Here is a 17,136-nt window from a genome sequence, read left to right on the forward strand (position 1 = left end):
GTCCCGCCCAGCCGACAGGGTTGTTGGGAAGCCAGATACGGGCAGTCACGTTTTGGAGGAGACGATGTCGGCAACGGATCATATCAGGGAGATCGAAGCGGCGCTGTCTTGTGCACCGGTCGCGCGCGATGCGTTTGTGGTGGAATCCTGGCGGCGTTGTGTGGAGCAGCACGGGCTGGACCCGGCGCGCCCGTCCCCGGCCTATATCGTGCCCGAGACGCAATTGCGCGCGCATCAGGAAAGGGCGCAGCGGCTCACGTCCATCGCGCGCTCGGGCGTGGCGGAACTGTTTCGCCAGGTCGCTGGGCAGAATTATGTGCTGATGCTGACCGATGCTCAGGGCGTCACCGTCGATTTCTTTGGGGATGCGAATTTCGAGGAAGATCTGCGCGCTTCGGGTCTGTTTCTGGGCGCGGATTGGTCGGAGGCACAATCAGGAACAAGCGGGGTTGGCACCTGTTTGGCCACCGGCACCGCCGTGACCGTGCATCAGCAGGACCATTTTGATCCCCATCATATCCCGCTCAGTTGCAGCGCGGCCCCGATCCACGATCTGGACGGAAGCCTTGCGGCGGTTCTGGATGTGTCGCTGCTGCGCTCGCCGCAACCCAAGAGCACACAGGCACTGGCCTTGCATATGGTAACGTCCGCCGCGCGCCGGATCGAGCTCGCCAATCTGATGGCGGGGATGCGCAACAACTGGGTGCTGCGCTTTTCGGCGCGCCCGGAGTTTCTGGAGGTGGACCCGGAGGCGGCCTTGGGGATCGACGATTCGGGCCGTATCATTGCCGGCACGCACCATGCTTTGGCGCTGTTGGCGGGCGCTGAGGGCGCGCCTGTGTTGGGGTGCCCTGTCGGTGATTTCTTTTCCCTGGAGGTCGAGGACCTGCCCGCCTATTCCCGCGCTAGCCCGAGCGAGGAACGGCGTCTGTTCCTGGCCTCGGGTCGTTGCGTTTATGCCCATGCGATTGCGCCCCAGCCCGCCACACGGCCCCGCCCAGTGCCCATGCCGCCGCTGCCCGCGCCCCTTGCGGCCCTGCATGCGGGCGACAGTGCGGTGGCGAAAACCCTGCGCGTTGCGGCCAATCTGGCGCAGACCGATCTGCCGATCTGGATCACCGGCGCGAGTGGCACCGGCAAGGAACGGCTGGCGCGCGCGATCCATAAAGTCCGCGACGAGACCGCCCCCTTTGTCGTGCTGCAATGCGCCGACTTTCCTGAACGTGAATTGGATGACATCCTGTTTGGGGACGGGCGCGGGCAGGGCGGGCTGATCCGGGCGGCGCAATATGGCGTGCTGTTTCTCGATCAGATCGATGAATTACCGCGCAATATCCAGTCCCGGCTGGCGCGGGCCATCGGGGATGATGGCATCCGCCCGGCGCATGGCGGCGCGCCGATTGCCGTGCGGGCCAAGATCATCTCCGCCAGCGTGGTCCCGATTGCGCAGAGCGGGTTGCGCCCGGATTTGCTTTACCGGTTGTCCGGCGCGGCTCTGGCGCTGCCGGCGTTGGGGGAGCGGTCGGATTTTGACGGGCTGGTGGACCGGCTGATCCGGCGCATCACGCTTGCGATGCCCCTGAGCTATCGTTTGAGCGAGGCGGCGCGGGAGGCCCTGCGCGCGCGCATTTGGTCGGGCAATATCCGCGAACTCAAAAACACGCTTCAGGTCGCGGTGGCCATGGCGCAGGAGGGGATCATCGACCTGGACCACCTGCCAGCACCAGTGGTTGCGCCCGCGCGGACGTGTTTGCCGACAGCCCAGGGTGATCTGGAGCAGATGCTGATCCGCTCCGGCTGGAACGTCTCGCGGGTCGCACGCGCGCGCGGTGTGGATCGATCCACGCTGCACCGACAGATGAAACGGGCCGGGCTCAGGCGACCCTGAGCGCGTGCAACACTCTGTTGCACTGCCACAGTTTGCAACAGCTCAAATAGGGTTTTCGACGCGGCAGCGCAGCAAATCTGTGCCCGCCCGATATGCAAAGGCGCTCTCGCGGGCGACGTTTTGATCAAATAGGGAGGAGAGAAAAATGCTTGATGCAACACATGACGCAGAGGTGCAGGGGGTTCTGGACAGTCTCGGGGAGGCGCTGAGCCGCGGTGACGTCGATACCGCCGTCGCATTGTTTCAGAGCGATTCCTATTGGCGCGACCTGGTGTCTTTCACCTGGAACCTGCGCACGATGGAAGGCCCCGACGCCGTGCGGGACATGCTCAACACACAAATGGCGGCGGTCAAACCCGCCAACTGGCAGATCGCGCCGGGCGAGGTGGCCACCCATGATGGCGGTATCACCACCGCCTGGATCACCTTTGAAACCGATGTGTCGCGGGGCTATGGGCTGATCCGCATCAAGGACGGGCTGATCTGGACCTTGTTGACGTCGATGACCGAACTCAAAGGCCATGAGGAGCCACTCGGCTATGAACGCCCGCTGGGAGCCAAGCACGGATCGGGCAAAGGCCGATTGAGCTGGCGCGAGGAGCGCGACAAGGAGATCGCGGAACTTGGCCACACGACGCAGCCCTATACGGTGATCATCGGCGGCGGTCAGGGCGGCATCGCGCTGGGGGCGCGGTTGCGGCAATTGGGCGTGCCCACGATCATCATCGAAAAGAACGAGAAGGCGGGGGACAGCTGGCGCAATCGCTATAAATCGCTCTGCCTGCATGATCCGGTCTGGTATGATCACTTGCCTTACATGCCGTTTCCGCCCAATTGGCCGGTGTTTGCGCCCAAGGATAAGATCGGTGACTGGCTGGAAATGTATACCAAGGTCATGGACCTCAATTACTGGACCCGCACCACCTGTAAATCCGCCAAATTCGACGAGACCACCAAGGAATGGAGCGTTGTGGTGGAGCGCGAGGGTAAGGAAATCACCCTGCGCCCCAAGCAATTGGTCATGGCCACCGGCATGTCGGGCAAGGCCAATGTGCCGAATTTTCCGGGCATGGAGAACTTCAAGGGCGATCAGCATCATTCCTCAAAACACCCCGGACCTGACGCTTACGCTGGCAAAAAGGCCGTGGTGATCGGGTCGAATAATTCCGCCCATGACATCTGTGCCGCCCTCTGGGAAGCGGGGGTGGATGTGACGATGGTGCAGCGCTCGACCACCCATATCGTGCGCTCGGAGCCCTTGATGGAATATGGCCTGGGCGATCTTTATTCCGAACGCGCGGTCGAGGCGGGCATGACCACGCAGAAGGCGGATATGATCTTTGCCTCGCTGCCTTATAAGATCCTGCATGAATTCCAGATTCCGGTCTATGAGAAGATCAAAGAGGTAGATGCGGAGTTCTATGCCGGGCTTGAAAAGGCAGGGTTTCAGCTGGATTGGGGCGCGGATGGCTCCGGTCTGTTCATGAAATACCTGCGCCGTGGGTCGGGCTATTACATCGATGTGGGCGCCAGCCAATTGGTGATTGATGGGTCCATCAAACTCAAGGCGGGACAGGTCGCGGAAATCGTCGAGGACGGTGTGATGTTTGAGGATGGCAGCAAGCTGGAGGCGGATCTGATCGTCTATGCGACCGGATATGGGTCGATGAACGGCTGGATTGCCGATCTGATTGATCAGGACACGGCGGATAAGGTCGGTAAATGTTGGGGCCTCGGCTCGGACACACCCAAGGATCCCGGTCCCTGGGAAGGCGAGCAGCGCAATATGTGGAAGCCGACCCAGCAGGAGGCGCTGTGGATGCACGGCGGCAATCTGCACCAGTCGCGCCATTATTCGCAGTACCTGTCCTTGCAGATCAAGGCCCGGATGGAGGGAATCGCGACGCCGGTTTATGAGCTTCAGGAATCACATCACCTCGGTCGGTGATGTTACGCCCCGGCGGTTCAGGCCGCCGGGGTTTTGCGCGCGGGGAAGGGGCCTAGAGCACCAACCCCAGCAGAACTGGCAGCGATAAAACAGCGAGCAGCGTGGAGACCACCACCAGCCCGGCCACCGCCTGCGCATCCGCCCCGTATTTTTCAGCGATCATATAGCTGGTGACCGCGGCAGGGGCGGCCAATTGCAGCACCAGGATGCCAAAGGCGACATCGGGCAGCGCGAACCAAGTCGCGATGCCCCAAGCCAGACCTGCACAGAGGGCCAGTTTCACCAGCGCGATCCAGAGCGAGCGCCCGAGGTTGTCAGGTGTCAGACGCGCGACCGCCACGCCCAGCGTGATCAGCATCAGCGGGATCGCCATTTGCCCCAGCAGCGACAGCGTATTGGTCACCACAAGTGGCGTTTGCCAGCTTTGCCAGAGGAACAGCGCGCCCAATAGTGTCGCCCCGACCATCGGTTCCTTGAACATCGCCAGCGGTGAATTGGAGCGCGACACCAGCCAGACGCCGACCGTGAAGGCATAGATCGCGGAAACCGCAAAGACCACGACCGCATAGCCCAAGCCCTCGTCCCCATAGGCGAAAAACGCCAGCGGCAGGCCGATATTGCCGGTGTTGCCCATGACGATCGGGGTCAGATAGGTGCGCAAGTCCAACCGCGTGATCACCACCAGCGCCCAAGCCAAAAGCGAGGCGAGCGTATAACCGGCGATCGCGGCGAGGCTGATGCGGGAGAGATCCTCGGCGGGGATTTCGGTCTCCATCAGGGCCACGAAAATCAACGCCGGAACGGCCAGCGTCATAGATAGGCGCGTCACGAATTGAACGCGGTATTCAAAGCCCAGCTTGACCCAGACAAATCCGATGGCGGCGAGCAGGAACACCGGCGCGGTGATTTCGATGACTTTGAGCGTGAGGTCCAAGAGGGTGTGCCTTTTTCGGGGTCACGGGTGTATCGTTGTCCTGCCTAAAGCGAAGGTGAAACCGATCCAACAGGATTATGCGCGTTTCCTGCGTGACCCCTTCAGAACAGCCCTAAATCTGTGTCGTATCGCTGAGTGCTGATGCGTTAAAAGAGGCAGGCCGCTTGCGAGCACGGCGGTTTTATACTCTACGTTACCTCGGGGAATGGATCTGCGTTACATCTCCTTTTGGTGCAGGGTCTTCGGGGGAGTGATGATGATGGCGATCCAATGGGCCCGGCTGGGCCTGCTTGTGCTGCTTGGGCCGATCTATTTCATTTATATCGCTTTTCTGGCCCCGATGTGTCGGGCGCGGGCTGGGTTTCGCGGCTGGTTCTGGCGGAGAGTGAAACGCGCCTGTTCGCGGATGTTGTGGTTGCTCAGCATCCGCTGTGACACAAGCGCCGCGGCGCGTGCGGCTCTGGCGGGCGATGAAAACAGCATAATTGTGGTCAATCATCGCAGCCATCTGGACGGGTTCGCGCTGATGGATGTGATCCCGGATCAGAAATGGTTCACCTTCGGTGGCAAGAAGGAATTGTTCGACTCCTTTCTGCTCAGGCGGGGCTTTGCCGGAGCCGGTCTGGTAGAGATCGACCGAAAGAGTGGTAAACTGGCCTTGGAAACGATGACACGGGCGGTGCAGGAGATGCCCGTACGCCGCTCGCTTTTGCTCTTTCCCGAAGGCACCCGCGCTGGGGGCCGAGAAATGGGCGATTTCAAACCTGGTGCAGTGCTGATCGCGCGAGCAACAGGACGCAGCATCCGGCCTATCGTCATCATGGATGCGGATGATCTTTTGCCGCGCGACAGGGTGCTGCCCAAGGCGGGCGTGATCCGGATCGAAGTGCTTGAGGCGTTCCACTGCGACAGGGCAGACAGCGTGCAAGAGGATGTCAACCGGTTGCACGCAGCCATGCGCTCTGTGTTCGAGGGTACGGTGCCTGGTCTTTAGGGGGTGTTGGCGCGCAACCTGGTCCGGCAAAGCGCGCGGCATCAGCGGGGGCATCGCGCCGGAAAACCGTGATCCCTGCAACGTGTTCCTTTTTGCCCGTGACCCGGTGTCCGCAACCCCGCCGCTCAGAGCAACGGCCCGCCGCGCGGTCATGCTCTCGATGGATGCGCGTGACTGGGGGCTTATCGAGATCAGCTCATGCATGCCCGCGACGGCATTCGCAAAGACCTGTGCCGCACAAAATGCCATGGGAAGCCGCCGTTATGTGCCGCCCGTTGGGATGCAGGAGCCCGGATCAGATGGCGGCGCAGCTGTTGCGCAGTTTGAGGCTGATCGGGCAGTTCACGCGCGTTGTCCTTGTGTGTCCTTCAATCACCGACACCGCCAGAATATCCCCCGCCAGATGCCCTATTTTCTTAGCGGGCAGGCGCACTGTGCTCAGTGCGGGATGCATGTCTTCTGATCCCTTGAAATCCCCAATGCCCATGACCGAAACATCGCGCGGCACATTGAGCCCGATGCTTTGCGCGGCGTAGATCGTTCCCACGGCCAGCACGTCATTGCCACATAGGATCGCCGAAGGCCGATCCGGCCTGCGTAACATGTCGATCGCATGTCGCTTGGCCTCTGACAGGCTATAGGGGCTTTCCACGACCCACTCCGGGCGTAGAGAAATTCCAGCCCTTTCAAGGGTTTGCCTTACACCTGCATGACGACCCGCGCCGCGGTCATTGCCTGCGAGCGGCGGAAACATCAGCCCGATGTCGCGATGCCCGTGGTCCAGCAGGCATTGCGCCGCCAAACGCCCCGCCGCCACGTTATCCGCCCCGACGCAGGACAGGCGCGACGCGGCGTCATAGTTCCAGATCGAAATCGCAGGGGTTCGGTTGCTTTCCAACAGATGATAGGTTTCCTCAGAATGCTCCTGCCCGATCAGCGCGATGCCATCGACCCGGTGTTCCAGGAATTTGCGCGCGCTGGCGTATTCCTTCTCCAGATCATAGCCATGCGGGGCGACCAACATCGAAAACCCATGATCCTCCACCGAGCGGGCAAAAGCCTGCATCAGCTCCGAAAAGATCGCATGATCGATCGTCGGGACGATCAACCCGATGGTGCCCGAGCGGATGCCATGCATCGTTTGCGCCGCCCGGTTGCGGATATAGCCGAGTTTGCGCACAGCCCGGTCGATCCGTTTGCGAGTCGCGGGTTTGACTTTTTGCGGATGGTTGAAGCTGCGCGAGACGGTTGAGATGGAGGTTTTGGCAGCTTTTGCAACAGCGAATATATCGACTTTTTGGTTATTTATATCAGGCATTTATCCAGCCTTTGTGGGTAAAAAATGAAAACATTTGCAAAACTATTTTCATTGATTACCCTAAAACGTCAATCAAATTCGGATGCGACCTGACAAGGGTCAACTCAAGGGAGAGGCACTTGGAGTTCATCTTTTATTTTGGCGATGTTTTCACCCCGGTGAACTTTGCGCTTTTGCTGGTGGGCACCATCGGTGGGTTGATCCTGGGTGCCACGCCGGGCTTGTCGCCGACGATGGCGGTGGCGCTGCTCATTCCCTTTACCTTTCAACTGGAGGCGACACAGGGGCTGATCCTGCTGGGTGCCGCCTATACCTCGACCGTGGCCGGGGGGGCGGTTTCGGCCATTCTGCTCAAGATCCCGGGCGCACCGGCCAATATCGCCACGACGCTGGACGGCCATGCCATGGCGCAAAAGGGGCAGGGGGCCAAGGCCTTGCAACTCTCTTTCCTCTCCTCCGCTGTGGGCGGTGTTTTTGGGGTCCTGCTGCTCATCTTCCTCACACCGGTGCTGGCGCAATGGGCGCTGGCCTTTGGGCCGAGCCATCTCTTTTGGCTGGCGATCTTGGGCGTCACGGTCATCGGGACGCTGGATTCCGCCTCCGTGGTCAAGGGGTTGTTGTCGGGCTGCATTGGGCTGTGGCTGGCCACCATCGGGTTTGACGACATCATGGGCGCGCAACGGTTCATCTTTCACCCCTCCCTGGGCGGTGGCATCAACATCATCGCCGCACTGATCGGCCTGTTTGCCATCCCGCAGGTGATCACGATGTTTGCTAAGGGCCGCCTTCGCGAGGATGCAGAGGTCATCAAGGTCGAAAAACACCCCATCGGCGGGGCCGTGCGGGAATTGATGCGCAGCAAGCGCGCCATGGGCATCGGCACGCTCACCGGGTCGATCATCGGTCTGATCCCCGGTGTGGGCGGCCAGATTGCCGGGCTTGTCGCCTATGACCAGTCCAAGAAATTCAGCCCCGAGCGGGAGAAATTCGGCACCGGCCATCCCGAAGGGCTGATCGCGGCGGAATCGGCCAATAACGCCATGGTCGGCCCCTCGCTGGTGCCCTTGCTGACCCTGTCGATCCCCGGCTCCCCCACGGCGGCGGTGCTGCTGGGCGGCTTGCTGATCCATGGCATCTTCCCCGGCTCGGATCTGTTTGACAACCACCCCGATGTGGCCTGGACCTTCATCAATTCGATGCTGATCGGGCAGGTTCTGATGTGCATCTTCGGCCTCTATGTGGCCGGTCTGGCGGCGCGCATCGCAACCGTACCCCAAAGCGTCATGGCTGCTATCGTGCTGGGGTTGGCCGTTTTCGGCAGCTATTCGGTGCAATCGAGCATGGGGGACGTTTATGTCATGGCGAGCCTTGGTGTGATGATGTATTTTCTCGAACGCTTCGGCTTTTCCGCCGCCCCTTTGGTGCTGGGGCTAATCCTTGGACCCATCGCAGAATCCAATTTCATTCAGGGCAGCATGATCGCCACGGCGACTGACGGGTTGGCCCCTTATTTCTTGGGCGGCGCGCTGAACCTTTTCCTGATCGCGGTGGTCATCGCATCGATCCTCTATTCCATCTACATGGAACTGCGCGCGCGGCGGTATACCTCCAAAGAGGAGATCATGGCATGAGTGATCTCAACCTGCCCCGCGTTCAACATATCATCGGTTCTGGGCTTGTCGCGGCGGTCGGGGTCTGGGTCACCTACGTCAGCTATACCCAGCAACCCTCCGAGGCCTTCCTGTTCCCACGGCTGATCGCCACGGTCTTTGTGATCCTGGCGTTGTGGACCTTTTTCAAGGCTTGCATGGGCTGGACCAAGGTGGGCAATGGAATCACCGTCACGCAGTTCAGGAACCTCGCGCCCGGTCTGATCGTGGCACTGGTCTATATCTTCTGGATGGCCAAGGGGTTGGGGTTTTACACCGCCACCGCAATCGCCTTTTTCATTTTATTGAGCCTTTATGATCCCGCACCTCATACGGCGCTGAAATCATGGCTCAAACGCATCATCATCACGGCTGGTTTCATCGCTGTGATGTACGGTCTTTTCGCGCTGTTATTGAAGGTTTTCACACCGCGCGAAATTCTGTTCTGAACCGCGCCAACGCGGCAGGGACATCATAAGGGAGGAAGAACCATGAAGAGATTACTTGCAGGTGCCGCAGTGGCGCTGATGGGGCTGGGCACGTCCGTTTTGGCGGATGGCCATGCCAATTACCCCGAACGCCCGATCATGATGATGGTCAGCTATGGCGCGGGTGGGGCCACGGATTTTCAGGCGCGCATCGTGACGATGACCGCCGGAAATGAGGACGCGCTCGGGATGCCGGTGGCGATCCTGAATAAGCCGGGCGCGGGGGGGCGTGTCGGTTGGAACTGGCTTGCCTCACAGGCAGAGGCGGATGGCTATACGCTGGGGGCCTATAACGTGCCGCATTTCATTGCCCAATCAATCAAGGGCGGCGTTCAATACAGCACGGAATCTTTTGAGCCAATTGCCAATTGGGGTGCTGATCCAGCGGTTTTGGTTGTTGGTACAGACAGTGAATTCAATACCTTGCAGGACGTTGTTGAATTCGCCAAGGCCAATCCCGGCAAGCTGACCACATCCGGTGCAGGGCTGTTCGTGGGTCACCACATCGCCGCACTTCAGATGGAAAAAGCCGGTGACATGAAAATCGCCTATATCCCCACCAAGGGCGGCGGTGCGGCGGCGATGAAAGCCGTGATTGCGGGCGATGTACTGGCGGGCATCAACAACCTGTCGGATGCTTTTCGCGCGCGCGAGGCAGGCAATGTGAAAATCCTCGCCGTGGCGGATCTGGAGCGCAACGAATTCCTGCCCGATGTGCCCACGATGATGGAAAGTGGCCTCGAAGTGGACAATGCGTCGGTTAATTTTCGCGGTATCATGGTGCCCAAAGGCACACCGCAGGGCATTATCGACAAACTGGCCGAAACCGTGCCCGCGATGTTTGAGAATGGGCGCGTGAGTGGCAAGATGAAAGCGGGCGGCTCGCCGATGCGTGTGATGAACCGCGCGGAGGTCCTTGAGATGTGGGCCGCACGTGAAGTGACACTTAAAGAACTGCTCGCAGGTCTTTGAAAACAAACCCTGCGTTCCGTTTTGAGCGCAGGGTTTTATCCACCAGAAGGATATTGAAAATGAACGTTCAGGACGATCTGTCACAGGTTGATCTCATCATGGCGCGGGCGCGAAAAGCGCAGCTGGCCTATGAGAAAAACGGATCGCAATTGCGCTATGACCGCGCAGCACAAGCCGCTGCCTGGGCGCTCATGGAGCCTGCGCGCAACCGTCATCTGGCGGAACTGGCGGTGCAGACCACCGGCCTTGGCAATGTGGCCGATAAGATCACCAAGAACCACCGCAAGACGCTGGGTCTGATGCGCGACATTTCGCAGGCGAAAACCTTCGGTGTCATCCGCGATGACGCGCAGAGCGGGATTATCGAAATCGCCCGCCCCATGGGTGTGATCGGAGCCGTGGTGCCCTCCACCAACCCGGCAGCTACGCCAGCCAATAACATCATCAATGCGCTCAAATGCGGCAATGCGATTGTGCTTTCGCCCTCGCCCAAGGGCGTGCCGGCCTGTGAAACGCTGATCGCATATATCCACGACGAATTTGACAAGATCGGCGAGGACCACGATCTGGTGCAGATGGTGCCCGGTGCGGGCAGTAAAGAAAAGACCCAACGCTTGCTGGAGATCAGCGATCTGATCGTCGTGACCGGCTCGCAAAATAACGTCAAACGCGCCTATACCTCCGGCACCCCGGCGCTGGCCGTGGGGGCGGGTAATGTCACCGTGATTGTGGATGAGACCTGCGATCTTGCGGCGGCGGCGCAGAAGATCACCGCCTCCAAGACCTTTGATAATGCCACCTCCTGCTCGTCAGAAAATGCGCTGGTTGTGGTGGATGCGATCTATGACGCTTTCGTTTTGGCGCTGGAAAAGGTGGGCGGGGCTTTGATCAAGGATGAGGCCGCCATTGTCGCCAAATTATGGCCTGATGGGCATCTCAACCGCTCCGTCATCGCGCAGGACGCCGATAAGATGATCGCGGCCCTTGGCCTTGAAGGACAAGTCCCGCCGGACACTGAATTCATTGCCGTTGAGACCAGCGGCATCGGTCCCGATCATCCGCTGTCGGGTGAAAAGCTATCGCGTGTCGCGGCGCTCTACCGGGCGCGGGATTTTGATCATGCGGTGCAGATCACCGATCAGATTCTGGCGCATCAGGGGGCGGGTCATTCCGTAGGCTTGCACTCGGCGCATGCGGACCGCGCGTTGCACCTTGGCACCGCCCTGCCGACCTGCCGCGTGATCGTCAACCAGGCGCATTGCTTTGCGACCGGCGGTGCGTTTAACAACGGCATGCCGTTTTCGCTTTCTATGGGCTGCGGGACATGGGGCGGCAATTCCATCGATGATAACGTCCACTGGAAACACTTCCTGCAAACCACCAAGATCATTCGTGAAATCCCGCCTCGCGAGCCAAAGCCCGAGGATATTTTCGCAGACTACTGGAAGGTCGCCGGGCAATGAAATTACGGCGTGATGCGTCCCCCGCCGGAACGGTGCGGGACTGGATTGATGCGCGCGCGGCGCAACGCGGTACGGCCTATGTTTTTGCCGATGGTGCCGCGCCGCTGGATTGGGCGCAGCTACAGCACGAGGCCCGCAGCGTCGCGATGGCGCTGACCGCGCAGGGGGCGCAGAAGGGCGAAAGCGTCGCGATTCTGCATCCCAATGGGCGGGCGGGCGTGCTTGCCGTGTTCGGAGCGCTTTACGGGGGCTTTCGCGCGACGCTGATCAATCTGGCAGCGGGTAAATCCGCGATTTCATATGCGCTGGAGCATTCGGAGGCGAAACTGGCGCTGGTCCATGACAGCGTGGCCGACCTGTTCGAGGCGACGCGCCCGCACACCCTGCGCCGGTTCGATCCCGCAGCGCAGCCCGCCCAAAACGATCTGCATGATCTGGGTGCGGATGACGCGGCGCTGCTCATGTATACCTCCGGTACCACCGGGCGGCCCAAGGGCGTCGTGCATACCCACGCCAGCCTGCTCGCGGGGGGCTGGACCACGGCCATCGCGCATGAATTGACGCCGCAGGATCGCGCGCTTTGTGTCTTGCCGATGTGCCACATCAATGGGCTTTGTGTGACGATGATGGCCCCGCTGGTTTCGGGCGGATCGGTGGCGATGTGCGCCCGGTTTTCGGCTGGACAATTCTGGGACCAGGCGCGCGATTTCAAGGTCACCTGGTTTTCGGTCGTGCCCACGATCATATCGCATCTGTTGCATGGGGATGGTACGCCGGACCCCGACACGCAGGGGCGCTTGCGCTTTGGTCGCTCGGCCTCCGCGCCGCTTGCCCCGGATGTGCAACGCGCCTTTGAAAAGCGATTTGGCGTAGCGATTGTGGAAACCATGGGCTTGACGGAAACGGCGGCGCAGATCCTCTCCAACCCCTTGCCGCCGGGGGTGCGCAAGATCGGTTCGCCGGGCGTGGCATTTGGCAATGAGGTGGAAATCCTCAGCCGGGGGGGGCAGGTTTGCCCAGTGGGCACCGAGGGCGAAATCGCTGTGCGCGGTCCCAATGTCATGGCGGGATACCTCAAGAACCCGGAGGCGACGCGCGAGAGTTTCGCTGGCGCGTGGCTCCTGACCGGTGATTTGGGGCGCAAGGACGTAGATGGGTATCTGTTTGTGACGGGGCGGCTCAAGGAGTTGATCATCAAGGGGGGTGAAAACATCGCCCCGCGTGAGATCGACGAGGCGCTTTATTCGCATGGTGACGTCGTTGAGGCGGCAGCTTTTGCGCGCCCCTGCAAGACCTACGGCGAGCGCATCGAGGCGGCGGTGCGCGTCAAGGAAGGGTCGGGGGTGACGGGGCAGATGCTCGTGGAAATCTGTATCGAGCGTCTGGGCGCGTTCAAATCACCCGAGCAGGTACATTTTCTTGCCGAATTGCCCAAAGGCGCCTCGGGCAAGATCCAACGCATGAAGCTGCCTGATCTGGTGTGACGCAGGTCGCGATTGTGTGCCAGCGTGGGCCGTGGCAGATATGCGGGCATGACACCGATCCTCTATTCCTTTCGTCGCTGTCCCTACGCGATGCGGGCGCGGCTTGCTTTGGCGGCGAGCGACACGGAAGTGGAATTGCGCGAAATCCTGTTACGTGACAAACCTGCCGCTTTCTTGGAGGTGTCGCAAAGCGCTACGGTGCCCTGTCTGGTCACGCAGGATGGCGTGATTGACGAAAGCCTCGACATCATGATCTGGGCCTTGCGCCGGCATGATCCCGATGGGTGGTTGACAATGCCAGAGGCGGGCTTCGATCTGATCCGCGAGGCGGATGGGCCGTTTAAACAGGCGCTGGACCGGAGCAAATATGCCACGAGGTTTCCGCAGGATGATCCGTTGGCCGCGCGTGGGCGCGCCAGTGATTTTATGAAGACGTTGGACGCGCAGATTGGGGAGTGGCTTTTTGAGGGGCCATCACTGGCGGACTATGCGATCCTGCCGTTCGTGCGCCAATTCGCCTTCATTGACAAAGCCTGGTTTGATGCGCAGGACTGGCCCGCTTTGCAACGATGGCTGGACCGGTTTCTCGACTCTGAGCGCTTTGCCGCGATCATGGTGAAATATCCAACATGGGAGGCGGGCGCGTCCGGCGTCCGTTTTCCGTGATTTTCCTTAACGCCTGGTCAGATAATCCAGCACGATCTGATTAAAAAGAAACGGTTTTTCTAGATGCACCGCATGGGCGCAATTGGGCAGAACGGCAAGCTGCGCGTCCGGGATACTAGCCCAGAGCCGTTCGATTTGTGACCAGGGGTAGGTGCGATCACCGTCCCCCCACAGAACGAGGGTTTGCGCCTGTATCGCGGCGAGGTGATCCGCGCCGGACCAGCTTTGCATGGCGTCAAGCCCTCCGGTGAAGGCTTCTGGTGCAGTCTGCTGCGCGATGGTGGCGCAGGCCTCGTATTCCGTCGCCGCTGACCCGTTCAAAAACCACGTGGCGGCAATGCGGCGCGCGGTCTTTGGGATCCCGTCGTCAAGCCCGCGCTGCTTGCTTTCTTCGATGGTCTCGAACCGCCCCGGCAAGACGCCGATTGCGCCGGTGCTATAAAGGATCAGGCGGTCTATGCGGTCTGGCACATGATGGGCCATTTGCTGCACGATCATGCCGCCCATGGAATGTCCTATCAGGTCGAATTGACCGACGCCCTGTGCGTCCAGATGGGCGATGACCCAATCGGCCATATCGGGAATGCTGCTCAGCGCAGGGGCATCGTTATTGCGCCCAAACCCCGGCAGATCGACGGCAATGACGTTGCTGTGCTGCTCGAAGGCTTTGCGTTGCAACTCCCACTGCGCACTCCCACCCATGAAGCCATGGACCAGAACGAGCGGGTTCATTTGCGCTGACCCTGTACGATGCGATCCAGGATCATCGCGCAGAAGAGGATCGCGAAACCGGCCAGGATGCCCTGACCGACGTTGGCGTATTGCAACGCCTCAAGCACGTCTTCGCCCAGACCCTTGGCCCCGATCAGCGAGGCGACAACCACCATGGCGAGTGAGAGCATGATCGTCTGGTTGATCCCGGCGCGGATTGAGGGGCTGGCCAGCGGCAGATCAACCCGCGTGAGCAGATACCATTTGCTGGCCCCGAAGGAGACCGCCGCCTCGCGCACGCTTTCGGGCACGCCGCGCAGGCCAAGCACCGTGAGGCGCACCACAGGCGTGCCGCCAAAGATCATCGTGGTGACAACAGCGGCGGGTTTGCCGGTACCGAAAAACGCAATCACCGGGATCATGAACACAAAGGCGGGCATGGTCTGCATGAAATCCATGATCGGCTGGATGAAGGAATAAAACCGCGGACGGCGCGCGCAGAACATGCCCAGCGGGATGCCGATCAGGATCGACAGGCAGGCCGCCGTGCCAAGCAATGCCAGCGTCGTCATGGCCTTTTCCCAAAAGCCCAGAAGCCCCATGTAGGACAGGAATGCCCCCGACCAGATGGCCATGCGGATGCCCGCCGTTAGCCATGTCAGCAGGATGATCAGGCTGGCAATCACGATCCACGGGGTGCTGACGAAAACCAGTTCCAGCGCGTCGAGGATCATGCGGATCCCATAGGTGATGAGGTCAAAGAGCGCATCGCCATTGGCCACCGCATAAGCAAAGAAGGATTCCACCCAAGCGATGCTGTTGAGGCGGTATTCGGGGTTGGTCGGGAAGTCGGTCAGCAGCGCAAACCGCCCCGGCAGCGCGTAGTGCAGCGTTGCGGCCAGCACGATCAGCACCATAAAGATCGCGCTAAAGACGATCTGTGGCACCGGCAGGCCAGAGCGGATGGTGCGATCCGAAAGCCAGTCGGAGAACCGCGCCTCCAGCGCCCAATTGGCAACCGTCGCCTGCACCGCTTTGACGGCGATCAGAATGGCCAGCCCGGTCAGCGCGATCGAGACGCCCTGTCCGGCCAGAATGTCGGCCTCTGCGCGGATGCCCCCGATGGCGGCCTCCAGCGAGTCCACAGTGCGTTGGTAAACGTCGATTTTATCCGACCCGGTTTCGATGGCGGCGGCAAGCTGTTGTTGTCTCAGCTCCAACGTCCCCTCGATGGAGGCGATGCGGTCGCGCGCATCTGCGGCCAGATCGCCGAACAACCCGCGCGATATCTGCACAAAGGCAAGCGCTTCGATGATCAAAAACGGCAAGGCCCAGGACCACAGGCCGCGCGCACCAAACCAGATCGGCCCAAACAGCCCGGCCATGGCGTTGAAGGTCGCGGTGAAGCGCGCACTGGCCCCGATCTTGTCAAACTGCGCGATATAGTAGTCGGGGTGCGTGCGCACGAAGGTTTCGATGTTCTTCTTGCGCTCGGCGGCATAGGCGCGCGCGCTCTCGCTATCGGTGGCTTCCAGCGGGTTTTGCGTGGCGTCATTCATGACATTTCCGTCCCTTCGACAACTGTGCGCAGGATGTCGGCGCGTGAAATCACGCCGATGTCTTTGCCCTGATCCTCGACCAGGATCGGGCTTTCGTTATCAATCGCGAGGTTGATCAATGTGCTCAGTGTTTCGCCTTCATTCACCCGCGGGGCATCCGCCGCAATGGGTCCACGCTTTTTGATGAACTCCTGAATGTCCTGCATGACCGCATGGGCGCGCACCACCTTGAGGCGCGAAATCCCGGCCACGAATTCGGCCACGTAATCATCAGCGGGGTGCATCACGATTTGCTCGGCGGTGCCGGTCTGGACCAGCTTGCCGTCGCGCATGATGGCGATGCGATCCCCAATGCGCACGGCCTCATCCAGATCGTGGGTGATGAAAATCGTGGTCTTTTTCAGGATCTTGGACAGGCGGATAAACTCATCCTGTAACTGGCGGCGGATCAGCGGATCGAGCGCACTAAACGGTTCATCCATCAGCAACACATCCGGGTTGGCCGCCAGGGCGCGCGCGAGCCCCACACGTTGTTGCATACCGCCTGAGAGTTCATGGGCGAATTTCGCGCCCCAGGCCCCGAGCTCGACGATATCCAGGATCGCAGCGGCCTGGCGCATCCGTTCGTTCTTGCTGATCTGACGGATTTCCAGCGGCATCGCGACGTTGTCGAGCACCGAGCGGTGCGGCATCAGCGCAAAGTTCTGAAACACCATGCCGATCTTGCGGTTGCGAAAGGTCTGCAACTCCTTCGGGCTAAGGCCCATCACATCGACGCCCTCGATCTCGATCTTGCCTGCAGTGGGTTCCAGTAACCGGTTGAAATGGCGCACCAGCGTGGATTTGCCACTGCCTGACAGCCCCATGATGCAGAAGATTTCACCGCGATTGACCGACAGGCTCACATCGGCCACGCCGACGACAGCGTTGTGCTGGGCAAGCACCTCTGCCTTGCTCAGCCCCTCTTCGTGAATGGCGCGCAGGGCGGCTTCGGGATCGGCCCCAAAAATCTTCCAGACGTTTGAAATTTCGATAACGGTGTCATCGCTCATGACGGTCCAT

14 protein-coding genes are annotated in these 17,136 nt (G+C 60.6%); 9 read left to right on the forward strand and 5 right to left on the reverse strand.

Features of this window, described 5'->3' with window-relative positions:
• Nucleotides 1-64: 64 nt before the first annotated feature.
• Both ROLI_RS04715 and ROLI_RS04720 read left to right on the forward strand, forming a co-directional pair.
• Nucleotides 65-1,888 carry a sigma-54-dependent Fis family transcriptional regulator gene (locus ROLI_RS04715; protein ID WP_187430899.1) on the forward strand — a complete coding sequence of 608 codons (1,824 nt, stop codon included), beginning with the start codon at nt 65-67 and terminating at the stop codon, nt 1,886-1,888.
• A 145-nt stretch (nt 1,889-2,033) separates the two neighbouring features.
• Entirely contained in the window at nt 2,034-3,836 is a 1,803-nt protein-coding gene (locus tag ROLI_RS04720; RefSeq protein ID WP_187430900.1) for an NAD(P)/FAD-dependent oxidoreductase, read from the forward strand.
• A 52-nt stretch (nt 3,837-3,888) separates the two neighbouring features.
• On the opposite strand, the gene ROLI_RS04725 is transcribed toward ROLI_RS04720, so the two are convergent.
• On the reverse strand, nt 3,889-4,770 hold the full coding sequence (locus ROLI_RS04725; RefSeq protein ID WP_187430901.1) for an AEC family transporter: 882 nt from the start codon (nt 4,768-4,770) through the stop codon (nt 3,889-3,891).
• A gap of 259 nt (nt 4,771-5,029) precedes the next feature.
• Here ROLI_RS04725 and ROLI_RS04730 point away from each other — a divergent pair, with 259 nt between their 5' ends.
• A complete protein-coding gene (locus tag ROLI_RS04730) occupies nt 5,030-5,764 on the forward strand; it encodes a lysophospholipid acyltransferase family protein (RefSeq protein WP_222869590.1) in 735 nt (244 codons plus the stop codon).
• Between the two features lie 295 nt (nt 5,765-6,059).
• Here the strand turns inward: ROLI_RS04730 and ROLI_RS04735 are convergent, their stop codons facing one another.
• Nucleotides 6,060-7,082, reverse strand: a complete 1,023-nt coding sequence (locus ROLI_RS04735) for a LacI family DNA-binding transcriptional regulator (protein ID WP_187430903.1) — start codon at nt 7,080-7,082, stop codon at nt 6,060-6,062.
• A gap of 119 nt (nt 7,083-7,201) precedes the next feature.
• On the opposite strand from ROLI_RS04735, the gene ROLI_RS04740 reads away from it, so the two are divergent.
• The 6 genes from ROLI_RS04740 to ROLI_RS04765 are packed head-to-tail and all read left to right on the forward strand — an operon-like array spanning nt 7,202 to nt 13,804.
• On the forward strand, nt 7,202-8,713 hold the full coding sequence (locus ROLI_RS04740; protein ID WP_187430904.1) for a tripartite tricarboxylate transporter permease: 1,512 nt from the start codon (nt 7,202-7,204) through the stop codon (nt 8,711-8,713).
• A complete protein-coding gene (locus ROLI_RS04745) occupies nt 8,710-9,180 on the forward strand; it encodes a tripartite tricarboxylate transporter TctB family protein (RefSeq protein WP_187430905.1) in 471 nt (156 codons plus the stop codon). The genes ROLI_RS04740 and ROLI_RS04745 overlap by 4 nt, the downstream gene beginning before the upstream one ends.
• Nucleotides 9,181-9,222: 42 nt before the next feature.
• Nucleotides 9,223-10,191 carry a tripartite tricarboxylate transporter substrate binding protein gene (locus ROLI_RS04750; protein WP_187430906.1) on the forward strand — a complete coding sequence of 323 codons (969 nt, stop codon included), beginning with the start codon at nt 9,223-9,225 and terminating at the stop codon, nt 10,189-10,191.
• A 59-nt stretch (nt 10,192-10,250) separates the two neighbouring features.
• Nucleotides 10,251-11,654, forward strand: a complete 1,404-nt coding sequence (gene sauS / locus ROLI_RS04755; protein WP_187430907.1) for an acylating sulfoacetaldehyde dehydrogenase — start codon at nt 10,251-10,253, stop codon at nt 11,652-11,654.
• Nucleotides 11,651-13,138: an AMP-binding protein gene (locus ROLI_RS04760; protein ID WP_187430908.1), complete on the forward strand. Its 1,488-nt coding sequence runs from the start codon at nt 11,651-11,653 to the stop codon at nt 13,136-13,138. Before sauS ends, ROLI_RS04760 begins: the two co-directional genes overlap by 4 nt.
• A 48-nt stretch (nt 13,139-13,186) precedes the next feature.
• Nucleotides 13,187-13,804: a glutathione S-transferase gene (locus ROLI_RS04765; RefSeq protein ID WP_187430909.1), complete on the forward strand. Its 618-nt coding sequence runs from the start codon at nt 13,187-13,189 to the stop codon at nt 13,802-13,804.
• A gap of 6 nt (nt 13,805-13,810) precedes the next feature.
• Here the strand turns inward: ROLI_RS04765 and ROLI_RS04770 are convergent, their stop codons facing one another.
• From ROLI_RS04770 to ROLI_RS04780, 3 genes are read right to left on the reverse strand one after another with little or no spacing between them, the layout of a single operon-like run.
• Nucleotides 13,811-14,536, reverse strand: coding sequence for an alpha/beta fold hydrolase (locus ROLI_RS04770; RefSeq protein ID WP_187430910.1), 726 nt, complete (start codon nt 14,534-14,536; stop codon nt 13,811-13,813).
• Complete coding sequence (locus tag ROLI_RS04775) at nt 14,533-16,074, reverse strand: proline/glycine betaine ABC transporter permease (protein WP_187430911.1); 1,542 nt, start codon at nt 16,072-16,074, stop codon at nt 14,533-14,535. Before ROLI_RS04775 ends, ROLI_RS04770 begins: the two co-directional genes overlap by 4 nt.
• Nucleotides 16,071-17,126, reverse strand: a complete 1,056-nt coding sequence (locus ROLI_RS04780) for a glycine betaine/L-proline ABC transporter ATP-binding protein (protein WP_187430912.1) — start codon at nt 17,124-17,126, stop codon at nt 16,071-16,073. Before ROLI_RS04780 ends, ROLI_RS04775 begins: the two co-directional genes overlap by 4 nt.
• Nucleotides 17,127-17,136: the final 10 nt, after the last annotated feature.

Source organism: Roseobacter fucihabitans (assembly GCF_014337925.2).
Classification (GTDB): Bacteria; Pseudomonadota; Alphaproteobacteria; order Rhodobacterales; family Rhodobacteraceae; genus Roseobacter; species Roseobacter fucihabitans.